5 protein-coding genes are annotated in these 5,209 nt (G+C 64.7%); all 5 read left to right on the plus strand.

Annotated elements, in window-relative coordinates; genetic code table 11:
• Positions 1–196: 196 nt before the first annotated feature.
• The 5 genes from ACVOLL_RS20355 (at position 197) to ACVOLL_RS20375 (ending at position 4,973) form a co-directional block, all read left to right on the plus strand.
• Complete coding sequence (locus tag ACVOLL_RS20355; RefSeq protein ID WP_481514549.1) at positions 197–1,093, plus strand: RNA polymerase sigma-70 factor; 897 nt, start codon at positions 197–199, stop codon at positions 1,091–1,093.
• 36 nt (positions 1,094–1,129) lie between these two features.
• Positions 1,130–1,579 (plus strand): carboxymuconolactone decarboxylase family protein, encoded by a 450-nt coding sequence (locus ACVOLL_RS20360; RefSeq protein ID WP_481514550.1) that lies wholly within the window; start codon positions 1,130–1,132, stop codon positions 1,577–1,579.
• Positions 1,580–1,656: 77 nt separating this feature from the next.
• Positions 1,657–2,301 carry a trimeric intracellular cation channel family protein gene (locus ACVOLL_RS20365; protein ID WP_062166083.1) on the plus strand — a complete coding sequence of 215 codons (645 nt, stop codon included), beginning with the start codon at positions 1,657–1,659 and terminating at the stop codon, positions 2,299–2,301.
• A gap of 424 nt (positions 2,302–2,725) precedes the next feature.
• Entirely contained in the window at positions 2,726–3,043 is a 318-nt protein-coding gene (locus ACVOLL_RS20370; protein ID WP_481514551.1) for a BON domain-containing protein, read from the plus strand.
• Positions 3,044–3,113: 70 nt separating this feature from the next.
• Positions 3,114–4,973, plus strand: coding sequence for an ABC transporter ATP-binding protein (locus tag ACVOLL_RS20375; protein ID WP_481514552.1), 1,860 nt, complete (start codon positions 3,114–3,116; stop codon positions 4,971–4,973).
• The last annotated feature ends 236 nt before the right edge of the window (positions 4,974–5,209 follow it).

Below are 5,209 nucleotides of genomic sequence, written 5' to 3' on the forward strand. Positions count from 1 at the left end.
CCCCCCCCCGGCGCGCCGGCGCGGCCGCCGCCCGCGGGGGGGCGCCGGGGCGGGCGCGGCCCGCCGCCCCCCCCCCCCCCCCCCCCGCGCCCCCGCCCCCCCCCCCCCCCCCCCCCCCCCCGCTCCTACAACAGCCGGATCTTGTTCAGGCAAAGTGGCACTGTCACGCCAGCCCGCCCCGCGCCGTCCTGCCTTCATGAACCCCGAATCCATCTTCCAGACCCATCGCCCGCGCCTGCTGGCACTGGCCTACCGCATGCTGGGCAGCCGCGCCGATGCCGAGGACGTGTTGCAGGACGCCTGGCTGCGCTGGGCGGGCAGCGACACCGCCGAGATCCGTGATGCCGAAGCTTGGCTGGTCACTGCGACCACGCGACTCAGCCTGGACCGCCTGCGCGCGGCCAAGCGGGAACGCCAGCGTTACGTGGGCCCATGGCTGCCGGAACCTTTGCAGGTCGAACTGGCATCCGACACCGAAGCGGACCCAGCACAGATCCACGCCATCGCCAACGAGGTCTCCGTCGCCTTCCTGGCCCTGCTGGAGCAACTGAGCCCGGACGAGCGCGCCGCTTTCCTGCTGAAAGAGGCCTTCGACCACGATTACCGCCAGATCGGCAGCCTGCTTGGACACAGCGAGGCCAATTGCCGGCAACTGGTGCGCCGGGCCAAGCAGCGCCTGCAGGCCGGTGCACCACGCTTCCAGCCAGCGCCGGCACAGCATAGGCAGCTGCTGCAGCGCTTCATGGAAGCGGCCCAGCGTGGTGACAGCCCCGCCATCCAGGCACTGCTGCATGCCAATGCCGCCCTGTTCTCCGACGGTGGCGGCATCGTCACCGCTGCCATCCGCCCGCTGCGCGGCGCCGAGCGCATCGGCCGCCTGTACTGGGCCATCGCCCGTCGCGGTGCTGCCCTGCCCGCCCAACTTGGCTACGTCAACGGCGAACTGGCAATCCTGCGCTTCGCCGGAGGCAGGCTGGCCTCATTCACCACCATCGAAGTGGTGGATGGGCGCATCGCTGCCGTCTACAGCGTGCTCAATCCAGAAAAGTTGCCCCCACTTGTCACGCACGAAGCCGCTGCTGCGTCCTTGTAACGAAAGACGGCCATCGTGGCTGTCTGGAGAAACCTGATGTCCGCTACCACCTTCCCCCGCGTGCCCTACACCCGTCTCGCCGCCGATGCATTCAAGGGCCTGCTGGCCACCAGCAAGGCCGTGCATGACAGCTCCATCGAGCACGAACTGCAGGAGCTGGTGTTCCTGCGCGTATCGCAGATCAACGGCTGCGGCTACTGCATGGACATGCATGCCACCGCACTGCGCAAGGCCGGCATCGAACCGCGCAAGCTCGACACGCTGCCGGCCTGGCACGAGAGCCGCTTCTTTGATGAGCGCGAGCGTGCCGCGCTGGGCTGGGCCGAGGCGATGACCCGGCTGCCGGATGGCGCGCCCTCACAGGCCGCCTTCGACGCGTTGAGGCCGCATTTCGACGACAAGGGCATCAGCGACCTGAGCATGGCCGTGGCGGTGATCAACGCCTGGAACCGACTCGGCGCCAGCCTGCTGCCGCCGCTGCCCTGATCAATAGAGGAACCCTAGGCCATCAATCCAGACCGGACTGATGGCCGCAGCCGGCGCCACACCGCACAATACGGCGCATGGGAACCCTTGTACTGATCCTCGACCTTATCGGCACCTTCGTCTTCGCCCTGTCCGGGGCGACCATGGGGGTGCGTCGGCGGTTGGATATCTTCGGCGTGCTGGTGCTGTCTTTCGCGGCGGCGCTGGCCGGCGGCATCACCCGCGACCTGCTGATCGGCGCTACCCCGGTGGCGGCGATCAGTGATTGGCGCTACCCGGCCATCACCTTGGCCGCTGGCATCGTCACCTTCTTCTGGGCGCCGCTGATCGAGCGCATGCAATACCCGGTGCGCATGTTCGATGCGATGGGGCTGGCCTTGTTTGCCGTGGCCGGCACGCAGAAAGCCTTGGCCTACGGCATTGATCCACCGATGGCGGCTGCACTGGGCATGTTGACCGGTATTGGCGGCGGCATTGCACGTGATGTGTTGTTGGCGCAGGTGCCCTTGGTGCTGCAGGCCGAGTTGTATGCGGTCGCTGCATTGGCGGGTGCTGCTGTGGTTGCGGTGGGCTATTGGTTGGGTTTGCCGCCATTGCCTTGTGCATTGGTCGGTGCCGGACTGTGCTTTGGCTTGCGGATGATGGCGATGCATTTTGGTTGGCATCTGCCAGTGGCGTTGCAGTCGTCTGAACCGCCTCCACCGGAAGGGCCGCGTAGTTGAGGTAAGTGCTGTGGGCGCTTGGCTTTGGGCTTTGGGCTTTGGGCTTTGGGCTTTGCCTTTTGCCTTTTTGCTTTCGCCTCCCGCTCTTATGCCGTCATTCCCGCGAAGGCGGGAATCGCTCCTGCATTTGAACTTGCCGTTTCTATTGCACTTCTATGCCAGTCCCTGCCATTTCCAATGGCAAAAGCAGAGCAAGAGCGATTCCCGCCTTCGCGGGAATGACGGCACAAGCAGAAGCACGAGCCAAAGCCAAAACCAAAACCAAAACCAAAACCAAAGCCAAAGGCAAAGCCAAAGGCAAAGCACCCCTCCCCGACCCTCCCCTTTCCTTTGGCAAAGGGAGGGAGCAAAGCAAGCCCCCAAGTAACAACAAACTCACACCCCATCCGCCATCGTGGAAGTCCCGCATAAGAAGGACCCAACCATGGCCGCAGAACGCTCCGACACCCTGATCGGCGATGACGTCGTCCGTACCCTTGGCCAGCAGGCCCAGACGTCGCAGGTACTGGCCCAGGTCAAGGACGGTCAGGTAACCCTGTCCGGCGATGTTCCGAGCACCGAGGTGAAGCACAAGGTCGAGGCCGTTGTCGCTGCCATTGAAGGCGTGCGCAAGGTAACCAGCCACCTCCATGTCGACAGCGGCAGGCGCTCCTTCGGCGCACCCGGCGAAGCAGTCCGCGACAACCCCGACGGCCGCGACGACGCGCAGATGGGCGATATCGATCTGGGCAAGGACGGTTGAGTACGCCGATACACCGGCGCCGGCGCATTTACAGGTAACCTGAACCCGCACCTCGCCGCTTGAGTCCCCCATGCCCCACCCCGAGCCTGCTCCCGCCAAGAAACCCAGCTTCCGCGAGCGCGTCGATGCGATGCGCAACCTGCCGCCCTTCCTGCGGCAGGTGTGGCAGACCAGCCGCTGGCTGACACTCGCCAGCCTTGGCCTGCGCCTGGTCCGCGCACTGATGCCGGTGGCAATGCTGTACGTGGGCAAGCTGATCATCGATGAAGCGGTGCGCTTGGCTGGTGCTGGTCCGATGCCGCCACTGGCCGAGGCATTCTCCAGTGGCCACCTCAACACTTTGCTTGAGCTGCTGTTGCTGGAACTGGCTATCGCGATCGGCTCTGATCTGCTCGGCCGGCTGATCAACTACGCCGATTCACTGCTCTCCGAGCTGTTCACCAATGCCACCAGCGTGCGGCTGATGGAGCACGCCGCCGAGCTCGATCTGGAAGACTTCGAAGACCCCGATCTGCAGGACAAGCTCGACCGTGCGCGGCGCCAGACCATGGGCCGCATGAGCCTGATGAGCCAGCTGTTCGGGCAGGTGCAGGACACCATCACCGTCATCAGCTTTGCCGCAGGGTTGATCGTCTACGCGCCATGGCTGATCGTGCTGCTGGCGATTGCCTTGATCCCGGCTTTTATCGGCGAGTCGCACTTCAATACGCTGGGCTATTCGCTCAACTTCAGCTGGACGCCCGAGCGGCGCCAGCTTGACTACCTGCGCCAGGTCGGCGCCAGCGTGGAAACGGCCAAGGAGGTGAAGATATTCAACCTCAACCGTTTCCTTATCGACCGCTACAAACTGCTGGCCGAGCGCTTTTACAGGGCCAACCGCGCGCTGGCCCGAAAGCGCGCGATCTGGGGCACGCTGTTGGCCGCGTTGGGCACGCTGGGTTATTACGCTGCCTATGGTTACATCGCCTGGCGCACCATCCGCGGTGATTTCAGCATCGGCGACCTGACCTTTTTGTCCGGCAGTTTCCTGCGCCTGCGCCAATTGCTGGAAGGGCTGCTCACCGGCTTCTCGCAGGTTGCCGGGCAGGCGCTGTATCTGGATGACCTGTTCTCGTTCTATGCCATCGAGCCGGAGATTCGCTCGCGCCCGGACGCGATAGCCATACCGCGGCCGATCCGCGAAGGCTTCGTGTTCGACAACGTCGGCTTCCGCTACCCAGATGCCGAGCGCTGGGCGGTACGCAACCTCAGCTTCCATCTGCAGGCCGGTGAAGTGATTGCCTTGGTCGGCGAGAACGGCGCCGGCAAGACCACCTTGGTCAAGCTGCTGGCACGCCTGTACGACCCGGACGAAGGCCGCATCCTGCTCGATGGCCGCGATCTGCGTGATTACGATTTGGACGACCTGCGCGCCAACATGGGCGTGATTTTCCAGGATTTCGTGCGTTATCACCTGTCCGCTGGCGAGAACATCGGGGTCGGCCTGGTCGAATCGATGTACGACAAGGACCGAATCCAGAATGCAGCGCGGCGCGCACTGGCCGATGAAGTGATCGACGCCCTGCCCGCAGGCTACGACCAGCTCATCGGCCGCCGCTTCAAAACCGGTGTGGATCTGTCCGGCGGCCAGTGGCAGAAGATCGCCATCGCCCGTGCCTATATGCGCGACGCGCAGGTGATGATCCTCGACGAACCGACCGCCGCGCTGGATGCGCGTGCCGAGTTCGAGGTATTCCAGCGATTCAAGGAGCTGTCGGACAACCGCACTGCCGTGCTGATCTCGCATCGTTTCTCGTCGGTACGCATGGCCGATCGCATCCTGGTGTTGGCCGACGGCCGCATCGAAGCCAGCGGCACCCACGAGGAGCTTATGGTTGAAGGTGGCCGCTATGCGGAGCTGTTCGAGCTGCAGGCAGCGGGATATAGGTAAGCAACTGTAGTGCCGAGCCATGCTCGGCAGGGGCTTTCCAAACAAAAAGCCACCCCTCCCCAACCCTCCCCTTGGCCTGCGGCCAAAGGGAGGGAGCGTAGTGCCGAGGCATGCTTGGCAGAGAGCCCCACCTGTAGTGGGGGGGGGGGGGGGGGGGGGGGGCGCCCGCGCGCGGGGCCGCCGCGCCGCCGCGCCCGAGGCAAGGCAAGCACAAACGCAAAGAACGAAAAAAATAA

It is taken from the genome of Stenotrophomonas sp. STEN035 (assembly GCF_056759935.1).

Excerpts from the sequence above, each read along its gene's own strand:
- ACVOLL_RS20355 (WP_481514549.1), top strand. The coding sequence starts at position 197 with ATGAACCCCGAATCCATCTTCCAGACCCATCGCCCGCGCCTGCTGGCA.
- ACVOLL_RS20360 (WP_481514550.1), top strand. The coding sequence starts at position 1,130 with ATGTCCGCTACCACCTTCCCCCGCGTGCCCTACACCCGTCTCGCCGCC.
- ACVOLL_RS20365 (WP_062166083.1), top strand. The coding sequence starts at position 1,657 with ATGGGAACCCTTGTACTGATCCTCGACCTTATCGGCACCTTCGTCTTC.
- ACVOLL_RS20370 (WP_481514551.1), top strand. The coding sequence starts at position 2,726 with ATGGCCGCAGAACGCTCCGACACCCTGATCGGCGATGACGTCGTCCGT.
- ACVOLL_RS20375 (WP_481514552.1), top strand. The coding sequence starts at position 3,114 with ATGCCCCACCCCGAGCCTGCTCCCGCCAAGAAACCCAGCTTCCGCGAG.